Source organism: Streptomyces sp. TAA486 (assembly GCF_000426165.1).
Genome location: NZ_AUEV01000020.1, coordinates 63,709 through 81,009, shown reverse-complemented (window position 1 = coordinate 81,009; position 17,301 = coordinate 63,709). Strand labels below are relative to the sequence as shown.

General features: G+C 71.9%; 16 protein-coding genes. 12 read left to right on the top strand and 4 right to left on the bottom strand.

What is annotated here, in order from left to right; translation table 11 throughout:
- Positions 1-28: 28 nt before the first annotated feature.
- Positions 29-1,000 (bottom strand): alpha/beta fold hydrolase, encoded by a 972-nt coding sequence (locus tag I004_RS35980; RefSeq protein ID WP_106965440.1) that lies wholly within the window; start codon positions 998-1,000, stop codon positions 29-31.
- Between the two features lie 156 nt (positions 1,001-1,156).
- Here I004_RS35980 and I004_RS0125325 point away from each other — a divergent pair, with 156 nt between their 5' ends.
- The 10 genes from I004_RS0125325 (at position 1,157) to I004_RS35960 (ending at position 12,190) form a co-directional block, all read left to right on the top strand.
- Positions 1,157-1,936, top strand: coding sequence for a response regulator transcription factor (locus I004_RS0125325; RefSeq protein ID WP_028437794.1), 780 nt, complete (start codon positions 1,157-1,159; stop codon positions 1,934-1,936).
- A 167-nt stretch (positions 1,937-2,103) separates the two neighbouring features.
- Complete coding sequence (locus I004_RS0125320) at positions 2,104-3,141, top strand: LacI family DNA-binding transcriptional regulator (RefSeq protein ID WP_028437793.1); 1,038 nt, start codon at positions 2,104-2,106, stop codon at positions 3,139-3,141.
- Between the two features lie 140 nt (positions 3,142-3,281).
- Positions 3,282-4,040 carry a response regulator transcription factor gene (locus tag I004_RS0125315; protein ID WP_028437792.1) on the top strand — a complete coding sequence of 253 codons (759 nt, stop codon included), beginning with the start codon at positions 3,282-3,284 and terminating at the stop codon, positions 4,038-4,040.
- Between the two features lie 71 nt (positions 4,041-4,111).
- Positions 4,112-5,515: a sensor histidine kinase gene (locus tag I004_RS35975; protein WP_078511808.1), complete on the top strand. Its 1,404-nt coding sequence runs from the start codon at positions 4,112-4,114 to the stop codon at positions 5,513-5,515.
- Positions 5,516-5,617: 102 nt separating this feature from the next.
- Positions 5,618-6,334 carry an NAD(P)H-dependent oxidoreductase gene (locus tag I004_RS0125305; protein WP_078511799.1) on the top strand — a complete coding sequence of 239 codons (717 nt, stop codon included), beginning with the start codon at positions 5,618-5,620 and terminating at the stop codon, positions 6,332-6,334.
- Between the two features lie 122 nt (positions 6,335-6,456).
- Positions 6,457-7,374 (top strand): mycothiol synthase, encoded by a 918-nt coding sequence (mshD, locus tag I004_RS0125300; RefSeq protein WP_028437790.1) that lies wholly within the window; start codon positions 6,457-6,459, stop codon positions 7,372-7,374.
- A gap of 252 nt (positions 7,375-7,626) precedes the next feature.
- Positions 7,627-9,996 carry an RNA degradosome polyphosphate kinase gene (locus I004_RS35970; protein ID WP_486580272.1) on the top strand — a complete coding sequence of 790 codons (2,370 nt, stop codon included), beginning with the start codon at positions 7,627-7,629 and terminating at the stop codon, positions 9,994-9,996.
- A 45-nt stretch (positions 9,997-10,041) separates the two neighbouring features.
- On the top strand, positions 10,042-11,139 hold the full coding sequence (locus I004_RS35965; protein WP_486580270.1) for a CHAD domain-containing protein: 1,098 nt from the start codon (positions 10,042-10,044) through the stop codon (positions 11,137-11,139).
- A 111-nt stretch (positions 11,140-11,250) separates the two neighbouring features.
- The gene (locus tag I004_RS0125285) at positions 11,251-11,676 is read left to right on the top strand and encodes an Hsp20/alpha crystallin family protein (protein ID WP_028437789.1); all 426 of its coding nucleotides are present in this window, start codon (positions 11,251-11,253) and stop codon (positions 11,674-11,676) included.
- A gap of 115 nt (positions 11,677-11,791) precedes the next feature.
- Positions 11,792-12,190: a DUF2267 domain-containing protein gene (locus I004_RS35960; protein ID WP_051345416.1), complete on the top strand. Its 399-nt coding sequence runs from the start codon at positions 11,792-11,794 to the stop codon at positions 12,188-12,190.
- A gap of 39 nt (positions 12,191-12,229) precedes the next feature.
- On the opposite strand, the gene I004_RS0125275 is transcribed toward I004_RS35960, so the two are convergent.
- Positions 12,230-13,069 (bottom strand): methylase, encoded by an 840-nt coding sequence (locus I004_RS0125275; RefSeq protein ID WP_028437788.1) that lies wholly within the window; start codon positions 13,067-13,069, stop codon positions 12,230-12,232.
- Between the two features lie 368 nt (positions 13,070-13,437).
- Here I004_RS0125275 and mshA point away from each other — a divergent pair, with 368 nt between their 5' ends.
- Both mshA and I004_RS0125265 read left to right on the top strand, forming a co-directional pair.
- Positions 13,438-14,799, top strand: a complete 1,362-nt coding sequence (gene mshA, locus I004_RS0125270) for a D-inositol-3-phosphate glycosyltransferase (protein WP_028437787.1) — start codon at positions 13,438-13,440, stop codon at positions 14,797-14,799.
- The gene (locus tag I004_RS0125265) at positions 14,792-15,400 is read left to right on the top strand and encodes a type III secretion system chaperone family protein (RefSeq protein WP_078511798.1); all 609 of its coding nucleotides are present in this window, start codon (positions 14,792-14,794) and stop codon (positions 15,398-15,400) included. The genes mshA and I004_RS0125265 overlap by 8 nt, the downstream gene beginning before the upstream one ends.
- Positions 15,401-15,520: 120 nt before the next feature.
- Here the strand turns inward: I004_RS0125265 and I004_RS0125260 are convergent, their stop codons facing one another.
- Both I004_RS0125260 and I004_RS0125255 read right to left on the bottom strand, forming a co-directional pair.
- Entirely contained in the window at positions 15,521-15,949 is a 429-nt protein-coding gene (locus I004_RS0125260) for a hypothetical protein (RefSeq protein WP_158677095.1), read from the bottom strand.
- Between the two features lie 280 nt (positions 15,950-16,229).
- The gene (locus I004_RS0125255; RefSeq protein WP_028437784.1) at positions 16,230-17,267 is read right to left on the bottom strand and encodes an extracellular catalytic domain type 1 short-chain-length polyhydroxyalkanoate depolymerase; all 1,038 of its coding nucleotides are present in this window, start codon (positions 17,265-17,267) and stop codon (positions 16,230-16,232) included.
- Between the last annotated feature and the right edge of the window lie 34 nt (positions 17,268-17,301).

The window sequence follows — 17,301 nt, the reverse complement described above, 5'->3', positions numbered from 1 at the left end:
TACGGGTCGCGCGTTGATGCGCGACCCATCATGCCGGGCCCGCGGAGGGATCCGGCCACCGATGGCCGACCCAACTGCCGATCCGGTGCAGGAGTTCCGGCTCCGCGGCGTTCTCGGCATGACCGAAGCCCTCGACGAGCCACAGCTCGGTGCACTCCGGATCGCCCGCCGCGGCGAGGGAGTTGGGGTGGTCGACGGGAAAGTACGGGTCCTGGTCTCCGTGGACGACGAGCAGGGGGGTCGGCGCGAGCAGCGGCGCGGCGGCCACGGGGGAGAGCGGCACCGGGTCCCAGTCGTAGGGGTGGATGCGGGTGCGCAGTCCGTAGCGGGAGACGAGCCGCCCCACGGGCCGCTGGATCACCCAGTGGAGCCGCCGCATCGGAGCGGTCCCCTTGTAGTACCAGCGGGCGGGTGCGCTCACGGCCACCACCGCGTCGGAGTGCTCGCCCGCACCGGGCCTCACGGCGCCGGAGGGCTCCGTGCCGGATCGTGCGCCCGTGCGCCCCTCGTGCTCCTCGGGGCGGTGGAGCGCCCCGTGCCGGACGACGACGGAGCCGCCCATCGAGAAACCGGCCGTCGCCACCCGCGCATGACCGAGGGAGCGGGCCCAGGCCACCGCAGCCGCAAGGTCGAGGACCTCGAGATCGCCGACCGTCGAGTGACCGCCGGAGCCGCCGTGCCCCCGGAACGAGAAGGTGATCACCGCTGCGTACTGCGTGAACACCTGGACGGCCCGGCGGATGGCCGGCCGGTCCACCGAACCGCTGAAGCCGTGCGCCAGCACGATCGCACCCGGGGCCTGCGCGTTTCCGCCGGGGCCCGCGCCGCCCGCGTACGGGTCGTACGCGGCCTCGATCCGCACCCCGTCGGAGGCCCGCAGCACTGCCCTGCCCCCGGGCCCTCGCGGTCCGGGCCGTACGTCCGGAGCGCCGACTGCGTCACCCACGGTGCGGGCATCGGCACCGGAGCGAGCGAACTCACACTCCGCATCGTCACCCATGTCCGCTATTCTGCTTGGAGTGAAGGATCCGGGCAGCGCCGCCCCCGGGTCCTTTTGTGCTTTCAGGAGCGCCTGTGGCTTCAGGAGCGCATACGTACGAAGCAGTGCCGAGCCGTACCGAAGTCCCCTCCGGGACCTAGGAAGGATCTGACTGACGTGAGTTCGCTACTCCTGCTGACGAACGCCCTCCAGCCCTCCACCGAAGTGCTCCCCGCGCTCGGTCTGCTGCTGCACAACGTGCGCGTGGCACCCGCCGAGGGTCCGACCCTCGTGAACGCCCCGGGCGCCGACGCCATCCTCATCGACGGCCGCCGCGACCTGCCGCAGGTGCGCTCGCTGTGCCAGCTGCTGCAGCAGACGGGTCCCGGCTGTCCGCTGATCCTCATCGTCACCGAGGGCGGTCTCGCCGCCGTGACCGCGGACTGGGGCGTCGACGACGTGCTCCTGGAGAGCGCCGGCCCGGCGGAGGTCGAGGCACGGCTGCGCCTGGGCATCGGCCGCTTGCAGGGCAGCGCGGACGACGAGCCGACCGAGATCCGCAACGGCGACCTCTCCGTCGACGAGGCCACCTACAGCGCGAAGCTGAAGGGACGGGTCCTGGACCTGACCTTCAAGGAGTTCGAGCTGCTGAAGTACCTGGCGCAGCACCCGGGCCGTGTCTTCACCCGCGCCCAGCTGCTCCAGGAGGTGTGGGGCTACGACTACTTCGGCGGCACCCGCACCGTGGACGTCCACGTACGGAGGCTGCGCGCGAAGCTCGGCCCCGAGCACGAGTCGCTGATCGGCACCGTCCGCAACGTCGGATACCGCTTCGTCTCCCCGGAGAAGGACGCGAAGAAGTCGCCGCAGGAGAAGCAGGCGAAGGCCGACGCCCGCGCCGTCACCGACGAGGCCACCCGCCTCGTGCGGGAGGCCGCGGGTGAGGGCGCCGGCTGACGGCTGACGGATCCCGCCGTGGGAGCCGGCGGAGTCCGCTGGTGCGGGGCCCGCCGGAGACCCGCGGGGGCACCTGCGAAGCAGCCGGTGGACGAGCTCCCGGGGCGGTCGGGGCCGGAACCATGAGGCCCCTGAAGCGCCAAATGCTTCCCGCGTAGACTGCCCGGGTGGCCAGGGTGACGCGGGACGATGTGGCAAGGCTTGCGGGTACGTCGACCGCGGTTGTCAGCTATGTGATCAACAACGGGCCCAGGCCCGTCGCGCCGGCCACGCGTGAGCGCGTGCTGGCAGCCATCAAGGAGCTCGGCTACCGGCCGGACAGGGTCGCGCAGGCGATGGCCTCGCGCCGTACGGACCTCATAGGTCTGATCGTCCCCGACGCCCGGCAGCCCTTCTTCGCCGAGCTCGCACACGCCGTCGAGCAGGCCGCCGCCGAGCGCGGCAAGATGGTCCTCGTCGGCAACTCCGACTACCTCGACGAGCGCGAGGTGCACTATCTGCGGGCCTTCCTGGGGATGCGCGTCTCCGGCCTGATCCTCATCAGCCAGGGTCCCAGCGAGCACGCCGCGGTGGAGATCGACGCCTGGGACGCCCGCGTCGTGCTGCTGCACCGCCGCCCCGAGGCCATCGACGACGTGGCGGTCGTGCTTGACGACGTCGGCGGTGCGCAGCTCGCCACCCGCCATCTGCTCGAACACGGCCACGAATACGTGGCCTGCCTCGGCGGCATCGACTCCACGCCCGAGTCGGGCGACCCGGTCACCGACCACGTCGAGGGCTGGTCCCGTGCAATGGGTGAGGCCGGGCGTTCCGTCGAGGGCCGCCTCTTCCAGGCCCCCTACAACCGTTACGACACCTACCGCCTGGCGCTGGAGCTGCTGGGCGGCCCCGACCGTCCCACCGCCGTCTTCTGCGCCACCGACGACCAGGCGTTCGGCGTGCTGCGCGCGGCGCGCGAACTCGGTCTGGACGTTCCACAGGACCTCGCCGTCGCCGGCTTCGACGACGTGAAGGAGGCGGGGCTGACGGACCCGCCGCTCACCACCGTCGGCTCCGACCGCGAGGGCATGGCGACGGCCGCCGTCGACCTGGTGCTGGACGACGGGCTGCGGGTCGCCGGGTCCCAGCGGCAGCGCGTGCGGCAGTTCCCGGCGGGACTCGTCGTTCGGCGCTCGTGCGGGTGCGGGGAACCCCCGCGCCGCTGACACCCCCTCACCGCTTCATCGGCTCGCCGTCTCCCCGCGCCTCTTCCGCGCACCGCTCCATCCGCCCTTCCGGGCCGTCGGCCTGCCCTGTGACACGACTGACACGGCTTCCGCGCTCGCACGGTGCGAGGCTTGAGCCCATGGTGGCCATGAAGGTGCTGATCGTCGACGACGAGCCAGCCGTCCGGGACGCGCTGCGCCGCAGCCTCACCTTCGAGGGCTACGGGACCGAACTCGCCGGGGACGGACTCGAGGCCCTGGAGAAGACGGCGTCCTACGAACCGGACCTGATCCTGCTCGACGTGCTGATGCCGCGCATGGACGGGCTGACCGTCGCCCGCCGCCTGCGCGATACGGGCAGGCGGACGCCGATCCTGATGCTGACGGCGAGGGACACGGTCGGGGACCGCGTCACTGGCCTCGACGCCGGAGCGGACGACTATCTCGTCAAGCCCTTCGAGCTGGACGAGCTGCTGGCGCGCATACGGGCGCTTCTGCGGCGCACCTCGTACGCCCAGCAGCAGGCGGGCCCGGCCACCGGCGCCGACGGAGGACCGGGGGCGAGCGGTGCTCCCCCCGGCCGTGCCGGCACCGAGTCGCTGGCCTTCGGCGATCTGCGCATGGACCTCGGAACGATGGAGGTGACGAGGGGCCCGCGCACGGTGGAGCTGAGCCGCACCGAGTACACGCTGCTGGAGATGTTCCTCGCGCACCCGCGCCAGGTGCTCACGCGCGAACAGATCCTCAAGTCCGTCTGGGGCTTCGACTTCGAACCGTCGTCCAACTCCCTGGACGTGTACGTGATGTATCTGCGCCGCAAGACCGAGGCCGGGGGTGAGTCCCGCCTCGTGCACACGGTGCGCGGCGTCGGCTACGTCCTCAGGGACGACGCGGCGTGAGGCAGCCGCGTGCGGCGGGAACGAAACGCAGGCCCCGGCTCCCGGCTCCGGCGCTGCGCTCCCGGCTGGCCATGCTCGCGGCGGTCACGGTGGCGCTCGCGGTGGCGGCGTGCGCGACGGCCTGCTGGTTCCTCGTACGGGCGCAGCTGATCGGTTCGCTGGACGAGTCGCTGCGCAGCAACAGCCGCGTCGACCCCAGCTTCGTCGTCGGTCAGCTCAGCTCCGGGCAGTGCTCCCCGGCCGACGAGCGTGCTCCGAACCCGTTCGACGCGACCGTCCAGGTCGTCGACCGGCACGGCAAGAGCTGCGTCATCGTCGGCAGCAGGGTCGAGGTCTCGCAGGGCGACGAACGCGTGGCGGAGCACCGGCAGGACGAGTCGGTGCACACCGCCCGCAGCGAGGACGGCTCCGGGCCCGACTACCGGGTGCTGACGACGCCCGTCGAGGGCACCGACGTGGCCGTCTCGGTGGCGCGGCCGCTGACCGAGACCGACAGGTCGCTGCGGAACCTCGCCCTGATCCTCGCGCTGGTCGGAGGCACCGGCGTGCTCGCGGCCGCGGGTGCGGGCGTGGTGCTGGCGCGGGCTGGGCTGCGGCCAGTGGACCGGCTCACCGGCGCCGTCGAGCACATCGCCCGTACGGAGGACCTCGGCGTGAGCATCCCCGCCGAGGGAGACGACGAGATCGCCCGCCTGTCCCGCTCGTTCAACTCGATGACCGAGGCGCTTGCCTCCTCGCGCGAGCTCCAGCAGCAGCTGATCGCCGACGCTGGGCACGAACTGCGTACGCCGCTGACCTCGCTGCGCACCAACATCGAACTGCTCGTACGGAGCGAGGAGACGGGCCGCTCGCTGCCGGGGGAGGACCGCCGGGCGCTGCTGGAGTCGGTCCGGGCGCAGATGAGTGAACTCGCAGCGCTCGTCGGTGACTTGCAGGAACTCTCCCGCGAGATGCCGCCCTTCGGCGGCCCCGTCGCGGGCATCGCGCTGCACGACATCACCGAACGGGCCGCGGAACGCGTGCGGCTGCGCAGCGCCGGCATCGCGGTCACGGTGCGGACGGAGCCCTGGTACGTGCGCGGTGAGCCGGCGGCGCTGGAGCGTTCCGTGGTCAACCTGCTCGACAACGCGGTGAAGTTCAGCCCGGACGGCGGCAGCGTCGAGGCCGTGCTGAGAGAGGGCACGCTGTCGGTGCGCGATCACGGTCCGGGCGTCGCCGACGACGAACTCCCTTACGTCTTCGACCGGTTCTGGCGCTCGCCGTCGGCGCGGAGTCTGCCCGGGTCGGGGCTGGGGTTGTCCATCGTGGCGCGTACGGCGCGGCAGTCGGGCGGCGAGGTCGCACTGGAGCCGGCGGAGGGCGGCGGCACGGTGGCCGTGCTGGACCTGCCGGGGTCGCCGGAGCCGGAATCCGCGGACGAGGCCGATCGGGAGGCCGGTGACGGCACGGGGCCGTGGCCGGAGGGCCAAGCTTGACTTCAACTTAACTTCATGTCTGAGCCTGGATCTGTCACTCGCGGCAGCCGCACGTCACGGCGTGCGTGCCCGAAGCCGCGTCCGAGAAGAGGGAGCAGACCCATGACAGGCACAGCAGACACGGCGAGCGGGGCAGCGACGGCGAGCACGGCCGACGCGTCGGGCGGGACGGAGACCGAGGAAGGCGCGGAGAGCACCCCCGGGAGGCCGGAGCGGACGGGCGGACCGCTGCGCCTGGCCGTCATCGTCGGCAGCGTCAGGGCCGGCCGGTTCGGACCGGTCGTCTCGGCCTGGTTCGCCCAGGAGGCGCGCAAGTACGGCGCCTACGACGTCGACGTCATCGACCTCGCCGAGGCGGAACACGAACTGCCCCTCGCCTTCCCGGAGTTCGGCACATCGCTGCCGCCCGCGGTGAAGGCCGTGCACACCGGGCTGTCCCGGAGGCTCGCGGCCGCGGACGTCTTCGTGGTCGTCACTCCCGAGTACAACCACAGCTTCCCTGCCCCGCTGAAGAACACCATCGACTGGTTCCGCGACGAGTGGCAGGCCAAGCCGGCCGGGTTCGTCTCGTACGGCGGAATGGCGGGCGGCCAGCGCGCCGTGGAGCATCTGCGGCCCGTCTTCGCCGAACTGCACGCCGTCACCGTCCGCGAGACGCTCAGCTTCCACATGGCCTGGGAACGGTTCGACGAGGACGGCCGCCCCCGCGACGAGGAGGGCAGCACGGCCGCCGCCAAGGGGATGCTGCGCCAGCTGGAGTGGTGGGGGAGCGCGCTGCGCGAGGCGCGCGCCAAGTCCCCCTACGGTTCCGCTGCTTGACCTCGGCCGCGGTCCCGCCCGTCACGGACCGGACATCGATCCGGACACAGTTCCGGCCCTACCGCCGAGTTCGTGACGGGCGGGAGGTGGAGCGCCGCTCGCGTCTCGTAAGGTCGTGTCCCATGAGCGACGTGGTGGTAGTGGACGAGGCGTCGGCCGAGGTCGTGCGGGACGCGCAGTCGCTGATCGACGAGTCGGCCCGTGCGGACGGTCAGTCCCCTCTCTCCGAGCAGGGCCGGCTCCAGCTGCGCGGCGGACGGCGCCCCGGCGTGCGGCATCTTCTGCTGCGGCAGGACGGCGAACTCGTCGGCTACGCACAGCTCGAGGACACCGACCCCGTCGAGCCGCCCACCGGTGAGTTCGCGGTGCATCCCTCGCACCGCGGCCGCGGCTTCGGGCGTCAGCTCGGGCAGGCGCTGCTGAAGGAGTCCGGCAAGCGGCTGCGCGTGTGGGCGCATGGCGGCCACCCCGCCGCACGGCATCTGGCGCAGGTGCTCGGGCTCAGCCTCTTCCGCGAACTGCGCCAGATGCGGCGGCCGTTGAGCGCGCCCGCTGACGAAGCGGCCGCTCCCGAGCTGCCGGAGCCGGTGCTCCCTCAGGGGGTCACCCTCCGCACCTTCCGTCCCGGCGAGGACGACGCGGCGTGGCTGGCGCTGAACGCCTCGTCCTTCGCGCACCACCCCGAGCAGGGCAGCCTCACCCAGCGCGACCTGGACGACAGGAAGGCCGAGCCCTGGTTCGACCCGTACGGGTTCTTCCTCGCGGAGCGGGAGGGCGCGCTGGTCGGCTTCCACTGGACGAAGGTGCACAGCGCGGAGCAGCTCGGCGAGGTCTACGTGCTGGGCGTGGCTCCCGAAGCCCAGGGCACCGGGCTGGGCAAGGCCCTCACCGCCGTCGGTCTGCGCCATCTGGAACGTGACAGGGGGCTGCCCACGGCGATGCTCTACGTGGATGCGGACAATTTCGCGGCGGTCAGCGTCTACGAACGGCTGGGCTTCACGACGTACGAGACGGATCTGATGTACCGCACGGAGAGCTGAGCGCCTCCTCGGGCGCCGGAAGCGGGCGGGAACCAGCGTCGCGGCCGTCCCGGTCGGCGCCGCGGTGACGTGCCGGATCCCGGTGCGGAAGCCGTGACGCCCGCGGATCGTGCCGGTGATGTGCCGCTCGCCCAGCGGCCATGTGCGCGTAACCGCTGATTAAGACTGGCTTGTGAGCATCACGGAATGCAGCTCCCCGGCCGTCGCTTCCGCGCCCCTACCGCAGTCGCCGGTGCGGGGAACAATGGAGTGATGAGCGAGCCCACCTCGCACGCCGCATCCGAGTCCCCCGCCTCGTTCGAGCCTCGTCCGGAGGTTCTCCCGGACGGCCACGACGACGCCCGCCGCGATGACGCCCGCCGCGATGACGCCCGCCACGACGACGCCCGCCGCGATGACGCCCGCCGCGACGTCGCGTACGCCGTCACGCCCACCGTGCCCACAGGCCGTACCGGCGGCACGCTCCCCGACCTCGATCCGGACCTCGACTCCGACCCGGACGTCTACCCGGTGGACGCCTCGTCCGGGCAGGCGGACGGCGGGGCGGACGATCTGCCCCACGACCGGTTCCTCGACCGTGAGCGCAGCTGGCTCGCCTTCAACGAACGCGTGCTGGAGCTCGCCGAGGACGAGGAGGTGCCGCTCCTGGAGCGCGCCAACTTCCTCGCGATCTTCGCCAGCAATCTGGACGAGTTCTTCATGGTCCGCGTCGCCGGGCTCAAGCGCCGCATCGCGACCGGGGTCGCCACCCGCTCCGCCTCCGGACTGCAGCCGCGCGAGGTCCTGGACCAGATCTGGACGCGCTCGCGCGAGCTGATGGCACGGCACGCCGGCTGCCACCAGCAGGTCATCGCCCCGGCGCTCGCCGAGGAGGGCCTGCACCTGATCCGCTGGGACGGGCTCACCGAGAAGGAGCAGGCCCGCCTCTTCACCCTCTTCCGGCAGCGGATCTACCCGGTGCTCACTCCGCTGGCCGTCGACCCGGCCCACCCCTTCCCGTACATCTCCGGGCTCTCCCTCAACCTCGCCGTCGTCGTGCGCAACCCGGTCACCGGGCACCAGCACTTCGCGCGCGTGAAGGTTCCCCCGCTGCTCTCCCGCTTCCTGGAGGCCTCGCCGCACCGCTACGTGCCCGTCGAGGACGTCATCGCCGCGCACCTCGAGGAGCTCTTCCCCGGCATGGAGGTGCTGGGGCACCACATGTTCCGGGTGACGCGCAACGAGGACCTGGAGGTCGAGGAGGACGACGTCGAGAACCTCCTCCAGGCGCTGGAGAAGGAGCTGCTGCGCCGCCGCTTCGGGCCCCCGGTGCGCCTGGAGGTCGAGGAGCCGATCGACCCGTACGTGCTGGACCTGCTGGTGCGGGAGCTGAACGTCTCCGACGCCGAGGTGTGCTCGCTGCCCGGACCGCTGGACCTGACAGGGCTGTCCGAGATCGTGCACGCCATGGACCGGCCGGACCTGAAGTACCCGAAGTTCGTCGCGGGCACGCAGCGCGACCTGGCGCAGGTGGAGTCCGCGCAGCCGCCGGACATCTTCGCCGCGCTGCGCGAGCGTGACGTGCTGCTGCACCACCCCTACGACTCCTTCTCCACCTCCGTGCAGGCGTTCCTGGAGCAGGCCGCCGCCGATCCGGACGTACTGGCGATCAAGCAGACGCTGTACCGCACCTCCGGCGACTCCCCGATCGTGGACGCCCTGATAGACGCGGCCGAGTCCGGCAAGCAGGTGCTGGTGCTCGTCGAGATCAAGGCGCGCTTCGACGAGCAGGCCAACATCAAGTGGGCTCGGAAGCTGGAGGAGTCGGGTTGCCACGTCGTGCACGGGCTGGTCGGGCTCAAGACCCACGGCAAGTTCTCGCTGGTGGTGCGGCAGGAGGGGGAGACGCTGCGTCGCTACGCGCACGTCGGCACCGGCAACTACCACCCCAAGACGGCACGCCTCTACGAGGACCTGGGGCTGCTGACCGCGGACCAGAATGTCGCCGCGGATCTGTCCGACCTGTTCAACCGGCTGTCCGGTTACTCGCGGCGCGAGTCCTACCGGAGGCTGCTCGTGGCGCCCACCTCGCTGCGGGACGGCCTGATCTCCCGCATCCAGCGGGAGATCCACCGGCACGAGGCGGGAGAGCCGGCGTACGTGCGCTTCAAGGTCAACTCCATCGTCGACGAAGCCCTGGTCGACGCGCTCTACCGCGCCTCGCGCGCGGGCGTCCCCGTGGACCTGTGGGTACGCGGGATCTGCACGCTGCGCCCCGGCGTTCCGGGCCTGAGCGAGACGGTGCGGGTGCGCAGCGTCCTCGGACGGTTCCTGGAGCACTCGCGGATCTTCGCCTTCGGGAACGGCGGCGACCCCGAAGTGTGGTTCGGCAGCGCCGACATGATGCACCGCAACCTCGACCGCCGCATCGAGGCGATCGTGCGCGTTCCCGATGCCGCGCACCGGGCGACGCTGGCGAAGCTGCTGGAGACCGGAATGTCCGACGACACCACCTCGTGGCACCTGGGCCCCGACGGCGAGTGGACGCGGCACGCGCACGACGCGGAGGGCCGTCCGCTGCGCAACATCCAGGAATCGATGATCGAGCGCCGAAGGCGCCGGCGCGGACCGGCGCCCGGCTGAGGGACACGCAGTTTCGGAACGACGGGGTGAGGGGGTGACGCAACCGTGACGGGACAGGTGGGCGGGCTCGCCGTGCCCGCGGCGCTGGAGAGCGCGGACCCGGCCGAAGTGCTCAGCCGGAGTCTGCACGCCCGGGCGGCCGACTTCCTGCGCAGCCTGCGCATGCACCAGGAGAGCGCGGGCAGCGCGCAGACGGCCGCCGCGGCGGAAGAAGCGGTCCGTCAGCTGCGGCGTGCGTCCCGGCGCATCGGCTCCGCCCTCCTCACCTACCGCTCGCTCGTCGATGCCGCCTGGGCGGACGAGCTGAGCGGTGAGCTTCGCCATCTGTCGGGCACGCTCGCCCGCGAGTACAGGTGCTCGGCACGTCAGGCCCGGCTGCTCGCCGCTCTGCACCGGCTGGCGGTGGAGGGAGTCGGCGGGGACCGGGCGGCGGCGCTGCTGGAGCGGCAGCACACCCTGGCCCGCAGCCGCGCGCACTCGGCCGCGCTGGAGACGCTGGTGTCCTCGCGCTTCCACGCGATCGCGGACGCCGTGGCCGTGCTGGCCTACGAGGTGCCGCTGGCGCCGGGCGCGGAACGGGGCAGTGCGGGTGCCGTGCTCGTACCGCTGGCGGAGCGCGCGAGAGAGCGTCTCGTCCGCGCGGTCGAGGCGCTGCCGCCGCCGGCGCGGGCGTCGGCGCGGGCGCGGGACGGGCTGGAAGGTCGCGAGGTTCCGCAGGCGCGGGGCGGCCACGACCTGCAGAGCAGGCAGGACGCGGCGTGGTTCGAGGTGCGGATCCTGCTGCGGCACCACCGTTACGCGCAGGAGGTGCTGTACGCGGCCGGTACCCCTTCGGACGGCGTCCGCCCCGGCGGAGGGGAGCAGGGGGCCGCGGGCGCGGACCCTCCGGACCAGCTGCTCAGGGCGGCGAGCGCCGCGCTCGACCGGTACCGCGACTCGGTGGAGGCGGCCGAGGCCGCCGCCGCGGCTGCCCGCACGCCCCGCATCGCGCCCGCCACGGCGTACGCGCTCGGGGTGCTCCACGCAGGCCAGCGTCAGGAGGCCGAGGTGGCACGGCGGGAGTTCGGCACGTCGTGGCAGCAGGTGATCAAGGGCGAGCGGACGGCGACGCAGAAGCGGGAAGCCGCGCAGCAGACCGTCTGACCTGGTCAACGGCGCTAGTTGAGTCGGCAGTTGTCAACTTTCCTCGGGTTGGTGTATATAACAAAGCACATGGCATCGCACGTAGTGCAATCCACGGAAGGAGTGACCGTGATGCTCATGCGTACCGACCCGTTCCGGGACTTCGACCGCCTCACCCAGCAGGTCTTCGGAACCCAGTCACGCCCTGCAGGGATGCCGATGGAGGCGTACCGCTCAGGCGACGAGTTCGTGATCCACTTCGACCTCCCGGGCGTCGCACCCGAGACCATCGACCTCGATGTCGAGCGGAACGTGCTCACCGTCCATGCCGAGCGCCGCTCGCCGGCACCGGAGGACGCGGAACTGATCGCCGGCGAGCGGCCCGTGGGCAAGTTCAGCCGCCAGGTCTTTCTCGGCGACACCTTGGACTCCGAGCGGATCGACGCGACCTACGACGTCGGCGTGCTGACCCTGCGCATCCCGGTGGCCGAGCAGGCGAAGCCCCGCAAGATCGAGATCAGCGGCGGCGGTTCGACCCCCCGGCAGCTCTCCGGCTGAGACCTGGCTCTCATGTGATCTCCGACTCTGTCGCACATTCCCGGCCGCTCTCCTGGGCACGACGGAGAGCGGCCGTCCAGGTCAGCCCAACGAGAAGGGAAAGGGACAAAAAGGTATGCAGTGGAGCGAACTCGTGGCCCGCGTCCGTGAGCACGGCCGGTACACGACGGACGCGGAGACCAAGCAGGTCGCCCGGCTGGTTCTCTCGGCACTCGGCGCCCACCTGAGCGACGAGGTCCGCGAACTGGTCGCAGAACGACTGCCTGCGACCGCCGCCGAGTCGCTGAGGTACCAACTGCCCGCGACGAAGCCGCTCACCGGCCCGGAGTTCGTGGACACGGTCGAACGGCGCCTGCAGGACGCGACGTCCGCGACGGCCCGCTGGGACGTCAGCTCGGTGCTGGCGGTACTGGCGGAGGTGTGCGGCGACGACCTCACCGGTCAGGTCATAGCCGATCTGCCGCCGGGCTACGCCCTGCTCTTCGGGCGTGCCGAGCTGATGAGCGCCGCCTGACGCAGGCATCCGGGGTCCCTCCGTGCGACGCGGCAGCCGTCAGCCGCCGCGCGGGGCGAGGGCCCGCCAGCCGACCGTGACCTCGCCCTGCCGCCAGCGGTGCGGCCCGTCCGTCACCGGCCACTCCCCGGCCAGTGCCCGCACCGCGCGTATCCAGCGCTGCCGGGCGCTCAGCGCACCGTACGGGGCAGCGGTCGCCCAGGCGCGGTCGAAGTCACGCAGGAAGGCGTGGACCGGTTCCCCCGGAACGTTGCGGTGGATGAGCGCCTTCGGCAGCCGCTCCGCCAGGTCGGACGGCACCGTCAGGGACGCCAGCCGCGCGGCGAAGGTGACCGTGCGCGGCCCCTCGGGCCCCAGCGCCACCCACACATGACGACGTCCGATCTCGTCGCAGGTGCCGTCGACGAGAAGACCGTCCGGCGTCGCCAGCCGCTCGCACAGCCGGGCCCACACCGGGGCGACCTCGGCCTCCTCGTACTGACGCAGCACGTTCGCGGCGCGGATCAGTACGGGGCGCGCGCCACCCGGCAGCGGCACCTCGAAGCCGCCGCGAACGAAGCTGAGCCCGTCACGCTCGTAGGGTCGCGCGGTGGCGACCCGCTCCGGATCGATCTCGACCCCGACGACACCCACGTCCGCACGCACCTTGCGCAGCCGCTGCATCAGCTCGACCGCCGTCCACGGGGCGGACCCGAATCCCAGGTCGACCGCGACCGGCGGCCGGTGACCGCTCCCGGGCCGCAAGCCGTCCGGGACGGAGCGGCGAAGCACCGGGGCGTGGACAGCGGCGATCCATCTGTCCATGCGGCGCAGCCGGTTGGGGCTGGTGGTCCCGCGCGTCACGTTCCCGACGGAACGGGGCGTCGGGCGGGCGGTCATGGCACGAGCGTACGGGGCGGTGAACGGGCGGCAGGGGTGGCGGTGACCGCTCGCCCGGCGCCCGGTCGGCCCGGTCGCCCGGGACATCCCGGGGCCGGGGCGCGCGGCCGATGCGGCGGTTCGGCGAACGGGCTCGTCGTGCGGTGCCGCCTCGCGTCGCGTTCGGACGGAATTGCGATCTCACGATTCGGAACGGCCGCGTTGTCACGATTCGGCAAAGCCGAAATGGGAACCAGCCCCTCCGGCGTTCTCGCTGACAGGGCCGGAGGCTCCGCGTACGCATGCCCGCCGCACGGGTGTGGCCGCAGCGTCCTCGGCACCCGGCTGCACCTGCAGCGGCAGGCACGCATTTGAGGAGGCATTCGTCCGTGAGCCAGTACATGGCGCGGCTCGGCCAGCTCCGCACAAGGCTGCCCCAACAGCAGCGGCCACGGCTGCGGCTCGGTGCGGCACGACGGCCCCGCCGGGTCGCCATGCTGAGCGTTCACACCTCCCCCCTGCACCAGCCGGGCACCGGGGACGCGGGCGGCATGAACGTCTACATCGTCGAACTCGCCAAGCAGCTCGCCGCGCACGGCACCCAGGTGGAGATCTTCACGCGCTCGACGGCCGCAGCCCTGCCGCCCAGTGTCGAACTGGCCCCCGGCGTCCTCGTCCGGCACATCGACGCGGGCCCGTACGAGGGCCTGGCGAAGGAGGAACTGCCCGCGCAGCTCTGCGCCTTCACGCACGGCGTGATGCAGGCGTGGGCGGGACACAGGCCCGGCCACTACGACCTGGTGCACTCCCACTACTGGCTCTCCGGGCACGTGGGCTGGCTCGCAGCCCAGCGCTGGGGCGTTCCGCTCGTCAACGCCATGCACACCATGGCGAAGGTGAAGAACGCGGCCCTCGCCGAGGGCGACAGCCCGGAGCCGCCCGCCCGCGTCATCGGCGAGACGCAGATCGTGCGCGCCGCCGACAGGCTCATCGCCAACACCGCCGAGGAGGCCGACGAGCTGGTCCGGCACTACGAGGCCGACCCGGCCCGCACCGCCGTCGTGCACCCGGGCGTCAACCTGGAACGCTTCCGGCCCGCCGACGGACGCGCCGCGGCCCGCGCCCGTCTGGGGCTCCCGCAGGACGCCGTCATCCCCCTCTTCGCGGGACGCATTCAGCCGCTGAAGGCCCCCGAGATCCTGCTGCGCGCCGCCGCGCTGCTCGTACAGGACGAGCCTTCGCTGCGCCGCCGGCTGCTGGTCCCGGTGGTGGGCGGTCCGAGCGGCAGCGGACTGGCCAAGCCGGAGTGGCTGCACAAGCTCGTCGCGAAGCTCGGCATCTCGGACATCGTGCGCTTCCATCCGCCGGTGGGGCAGGAGGACCTGGCGGACTGGTACCGGGCCGCCAGCGTCCTCGTCATGCCGTCCTACAGCGAGTCCTTCGGGCTTGTGGCCGTCGAGGCGCAGGCCTGCGGGACGCCCGTGATCGCAGCGGCGGTCGGAGGGCTGCCGGTCGCCGTGCGGGACGAGGTGAGCGGTTTCCTCGTCGACGGCCACGATCCCCGGGAGTACGCGCGGGCCCTGCGGCACTTCGTCACGGACGCTGCGGACGGGCCCGCCGAGCGCATGGGCGAGGCCGCGGCACAGCACGCGGCCGGGTTCGGCTGGGACACGGCCGCGGCAGACACCCTCGAGGTCTATGCCGACGCGATGCACGATCAGCGCCGTCGCCTACGATCGGCCCATGGCTGACGCCGACGCTGATGCGAAGGGCGCCCTTGGCACCGGGGGCGCCGGACCTGCCGAGGGCACGGACGGTGCGGATACCGCGAGGGGCGACGGCGCGCTGAGCCGCGCGCGCAGCACGGTCGAACAGGCATTGAACGAGGCCGAGTTGGAGTGGGAGAGCCCCGGGGAGGGCACATACGTCGTCACGCTTCCCGGCACGCGCAAACTCTCCACGACCTGCTCGCTCGCCGTCGGAAGGCATTCGCTGTCCGTCAACGCCTTCGTCGTGCGACGCCCGGACGAGAACCACGCGGCCGTGCACCGCTGGCTCCTGGAGCGCAACACCCGCCTGTTCGGGGTGAGTTACGCCCTGGACAAGCTCGGCGACATCTATCTGACGGGCCGGCTGCCGCTGAGCGCGGTCACACCGGAAGAGGTGGACCGGTTGCTGGGGGCGGTGCTGGAGAACGCCGACGGTTCCTTCAACACCCTTCTGGAGATGGGCTTCGCGTCGGCCATCCGCCGCGAGTACGACTGGCGCACCTCGCGGGGAGAGTCGACGCGCAACCTCGATGCCTTCACGCATCTGACGGGAGGCACACCGGACGGCGGCAAACGCGGCTGACGACCGGCAGGGCGGGCCCGGTCCGTCATGCGCCGCCCGGCGTGCGACCCGGGGTCGATGGGGGGATCAAGGGTTCAGGAGAGAGGGCCAGGGACGTTCAGGAGACAGGGCCGGGGGCGTTCAGGAGACCTCGCCCGTGTCCTGCTCCGAACCCTCCACCTCGAAGGTGACGTCGCCCTTGTTCTGCTCTGCGTTCAGGTCCCCGGTCGTGATCGGCTCGTTCTGGGTCTGCATGTCGATCGTGCCGGAGTTGCTTCCCACCTCGTGGGCCGAGGAGTCGCCCGGCCCCTGCTCGCTGATGACCCGGCCGCCCTCCATCACGTAGTACACGTTGACGGTGACGGGCCGCGCGGCGAGGTTCTGTGCGGCGACCTTCCCTGCCGACTTCTTCAGGGCCGCCTTCTGAGCCGGCGTCTTGTGTTCCTGAGCCGCGGCCTTGGCTGCCGTTTTTCCGGCTTCCCTGACCACGGCCGAGGCCGAGGGTACGGCGACGAGTGAGACCGCGAGTGCGACACCGGCAGTGGTTATCGCGCGTGCGAGGTTGATCATCTGCTTCCCTTCCGAGGATGCCTGCACGTGGATGACGTCCGCACGGCGCGGGCGCCGGTTCCATCGTGTGAGGCGCAACTCCGCAATGCCTCCGCGGGAAGCTCCGCCGCCCCTCCGCGCACCCGGCATCGGGCGCGCGAAGAGGCGTGAACAGGGGCATACGGACTCGGAGATGCGTGCTCCCCCAGAGGTGTGAGCGGGCCGGTGCGCACGGGCGCCGGGTGCCGGAGCACAGAGGCTCACCTCCGGGGGAGCACCGGGAACGGGGAGGGACCTGACGTCAGCCTCCCAGCCCCCAGTCAGCGGTGATGTGCTTGGTCGAGCAGATCGTGTCGAGGAAGTGCTGACCGGCCTTTCCGCAGTCCTCGTCCGGTTTCACGGGGGTGCCGTGCGGCATGCCGTCCACCGTGAAGCCGCGCACGACGACGTCGCCGTCCGCGTTCTGGTAGTCGGAGCGGGTGGTACCGCCCTGCAACTCCTCGGTGGCGTCGGCCTTCTGGTCGGCGCCGAGTACGTCCGTCCACTGCTTGACGGACTCCTCGGCGTTCATCGGTGCCACGGTCGTGTCACCCGTGCCGTGCCAGACCGACACCTTCGGGCGGGGCCCGGAGTGGTCGGGGGCGCCCTTCCTGACCAGGTCGCCCCACGCCGAGGCCGACTTGGAGACACCGGGGTTCATGCAGGTGAAGGCCTCGGCGACGCTGTTCGCGCATCCGTGCGGCAAGCCCGCGACGACCGCGCCGCCCTTGAAGGCGTCCGGGTAGGCGGCCAGCATCGACGCCGTCATGGCGCCGCCCGCCGACAGGCCGGTGACGAAGACCCGCGAGGGGTCGGCGTCCAGATCGGCGACCGTCCGGTCCACCATCTGCTTGATCGACAGCGCTTCTCCCTTGCCGCGGTCGGTGTCGCCGGACTGGAACCAGTTGAAGCACTTGTTGATGTTGTTGGACTGTTCCTGCTGCGGCGCGACGACGGAGAAACCCCCGGCGTCGGCGGACTTCTGCCAGCCGGCGCCCTCGAAGTACGTCGCCGCGTCCTGGGTGCAGCCGTGCAGCACGAGGACCACGGGAGCCTTCGCGGGCAGCCCGTCCGGGGTGTAGCGGTACATGCTGAGCGCTCCGGGGTTGGAGCCGAAGCCATCGACCTTCTCCAGGCCGGCGGCCGCGGCTCTCTCCTCGGCCGGGCCCGCCGAACGCGAGACTCCGGCCGGGTCCGCGGCGAAGGAGGTGCCGCCGCCGGCCGTGGCGGCGAGCCCCGCGGTGGCGAGTGCGGTCAGTGCGGTCAGCAGCAGAGCGGCTTTCGAGCGAATTGCTTTCATGGCGCTCCTTCCGTGGGGGGTGTCCCGTGGGGAC

Excerpts from the sequence above, each read along its gene's own strand:
- I004_RS35980 (WP_106965440.1), bottom strand. The coding sequence starts at position 1,000 with ATGGGTGACGATGCGGAGTGTGAGTTCGCTCGCTCCGGTGCCGATGCC.
- I004_RS0125315 (WP_028437792.1), top strand. The coding sequence starts at position 3,282 with ATGGTGGCCATGAAGGTGCTGATCGTCGACGACGAGCCAGCCGTCCGG.
- I004_RS35975 (WP_078511808.1), top strand. The coding sequence starts at position 4,112 with ATGCTCGCGGCGGTCACGGTGGCGCTCGCGGTGGCGGCGTGCGCGACG.
- I004_RS0125305 (WP_078511799.1), top strand. The coding sequence starts at position 5,618 with ATGACAGGCACAGCAGACACGGCGAGCGGGGCAGCGACGGCGAGCACG.
- mshD (WP_028437790.1), top strand. The coding sequence starts at position 6,457 with ATGAGCGACGTGGTGGTAGTGGACGAGGCGTCGGCCGAGGTCGTGCGG.
- I004_RS35970 (WP_486580272.1), top strand. The coding sequence starts at position 7,627 with ATGAGCGAGCCCACCTCGCACGCCGCATCCGAGTCCCCCGCCTCGTTC.
- I004_RS0125285 (WP_028437789.1), top strand. The coding sequence starts at position 11,251 with ATGCTCATGCGTACCGACCCGTTCCGGGACTTCGACCGCCTCACCCAG.
- I004_RS35960 (WP_051345416.1), top strand. The coding sequence starts at position 11,792 with ATGCAGTGGAGCGAACTCGTGGCCCGCGTCCGTGAGCACGGCCGGTAC.
- I004_RS0125275 (WP_028437788.1), bottom strand. The coding sequence starts at position 13,069 with ATGACCGCCCGCCCGACGCCCCGTTCCGTCGGGAACGTGACGCGCGGG.
- I004_RS0125265 (WP_078511798.1), top strand. The coding sequence starts at position 14,792 with ATGGCTGACGCCGACGCTGATGCGAAGGGCGCCCTTGGCACCGGGGGC.
- I004_RS0125260 (WP_158677095.1), bottom strand. The coding sequence starts at position 15,949 with ATGATCAACCTCGCACGCGCGATAACCACTGCCGGTGTCGCACTCGCG.
- I004_RS0125255 (WP_028437784.1), bottom strand. The coding sequence starts at position 17,267 with ATGAAAGCAATTCGCTCGAAAGCCGCTCTGCTGCTGACCGCACTGACC.